General features: G+C 65.9%; 2 protein-coding genes. Both read right to left on the bottom strand.

The features are described from left to right. Positions 1 to 1267, bottom strand: a 1267-nt coding sequence (groL, locus tag QZY48_RS26475; RefSeq protein WP_295436535.1) for a chaperonin GroEL, incomplete at its 3' end; no start/stop codon positions are given. Positions 1268 to 1363: 96 nt separating this feature from the next. Further along, on the bottom strand, positions 1364 to 1654 hold the full coding sequence (gene groES, locus QZY48_RS26470) for a co-chaperone GroES (RefSeq protein ID WP_100917822.1): 291 nt from the start codon (positions 1652 to 1654) through the stop codon (positions 1364 to 1366). Positions 1655 to 2127: the final 473 nt, after the last annotated feature.

Genomic DNA, 2127 nt, shown 5'->3' with positions numbered 1-2127 from the left:
TGGCGCGGAGCAGCGCGACGCCGCCGCCGGCCACGATGCCGTCCTCGACAGCAGCCTTGGTGGCATGCATGGCGTCTTCCACGCGGGCCTTCTTCTCCTTGAGCTCGGTCTCAGAGGCTGCGCCCACCTTGATGACGGCGACGCCACCCACGAGCTTGGCCAGACGCTCCTGGAGCTTTTCCTTGTCGTAGTCGGAGCTGGTCTCCTCGACCTGGCTGCGGATCTGCTCGCAGCGCGCCTTGATGTCGGTCTCGGAACCGGCGCCGTCGATGATGGTGGTGTTTTCCTTGCCGACCTGGATGCGCTTGGCGGTGCCCAGTTCGTTGAGCGTCGCCTTCTCCAGCGTGAGCCCGACCTCTTCGGCGATGACGGTGGCGCAGGTCAGGACCGCGATGTCCTGCAGCATGGCCTTGCGACGGTCACCAAAGCCCGGGGCCTTCACGGCGACGACCTTGATGATGCCGCGGATGGTGTTGACCACCAGCGTGGCCAGGGCCTCGCCTTCCACGTCTTCGGCGACGATCAGCAGCGGCTTGCCGGACTTGGCGACCGCTTCCAGCACCGGCAGCAGTTCGCGGATGTTGGAGATCTTCTTGTCGTGCAGCAGGACATAGGGCGCTTCCAGATCCGCGCTCTGGCCCTGCTGGTTGTTGATGAAGTAGGGCGACAGGTAGCCGCGGTCGAACTGCATGCCCTCGACCACTTCCAGCTCGTTGTGCAGGGAGGTGCCTTCCTCGACGGTGATGACGCCTTCCTTGCCGACCTTGCCCATCGCCTCGGCGATGATCTCGCCGATGGACTCGTCCGAGTTGGCGGAGATGGTGCCGACCTGGGCGATCTCCTTGTTCTCGGTGCAGGGCCGCGACAGGGCCTTCAACTGCTCGGTGGCGGCGATCACGGCCTGGTCGATGCCGCGCTTCAGATCCATCGGGTTCATGCCAGCGGCGACGGCCTTGAGGCCCTCGCGGACCATGGTCTGGGCCAGGACGGTGGCGGTGGTGGTGCCGTCACCAGCCACGTCGGAGGTCTGGGAGGCGACTTCCTTCACCATCTGGGCGCCCATGTTCTCGAACTTGTCCCTGAGTTCAATCTCCTTGGCCACGGACACGCCGTCCTTGGTCACGGTCGGGGCGCCGTAGGACTTCTCCAGGACCACGTTGCGGCCCTTGGGGCCGAGCGTCACCTTGACCGCGTTGGCCAGGACGTTCACGCCTTCCATCATACGGGCACGGGCATCGCCGCCGAACTTAACGTCTTTTGCACTCATGGGGATCTGTCTCGAATCAATCTGTGGTCAGGGGGATGCGGGGCGGCGCTCGCGGGGGCCGCCGGGCGGGACCGTCGGTCGACGGTCGGGGGGCGTTCAGCCCTCGACGATGCCCATGATGTCATCTTCACGCATCACCAGGAGGTCCTTGCCGTCGAGCTTGACCTCGGTGCCGGAATACTTGCCGAAGAGGATGCGGTCGCCGACCTTCACGTCCAGCGGGCGCACATCCCCATTTTCCAGGATCTTGCCGCGGCCGACCGCGAGCACCTCGCCCTGGATCGGCTTCTCGGCGGCGGAGTCGGGGATCACGATGCCACCGGCGCTGGTACGCTCTTCTTCCATGCGACGGACGACGACGCGGTCATGCAGGGGACGGACATTCATCTGGATTCTCCTCGGAGGGGTGTTCAGGGGGGTGGAGGGCGGCGGCGCGGCCTGCCGCCTGGGCTGTTAGCACTCTCCACCAGCGAGTGCTAATAGTAGGGCCAAAAGCTCAGGTGTCAAGCGTTGGACGCACCGCGGGCGGGCGCCGGGGACCCTCGCCCCGGCATTTTCCGCTCGCGCCGGGGTGTCCGGTCGTCATCGGTGGCCCCGACGAGCGGCTCCCGGCGCTCCGCGCAGTCGGCGGCGCGCGGCCCCGTCTTGGCTAGTCCCCTGATCAGGGGGCAGACTTTCGCGCGGCGCCCTGGCAGAACCGAGCGCTAGCGGCGTACCATCCGCCCATGCCTTGGCGCCATTGCCGCGGCAGTACGCGATCCTGCACTTCGCGGCAAGCCTGATCTGAGGGTCCTTTGTGCCCCGGGCGCTTAGGAACGGTTTACAAATTGCGTTAAACAAGTCCCTTGGATAGTGCTAAT

The sequence above is a fragment of the uncultured Thiodictyon sp. genome (assembly GCF_903828115.1).
Taxonomy (GTDB): Bacteria; Pseudomonadota; Gammaproteobacteria; order Chromatiales; family Chromatiaceae; genus Thiodictyon.
This window is presented reverse-complemented; position numbering and strand designations above follow the sequence as displayed.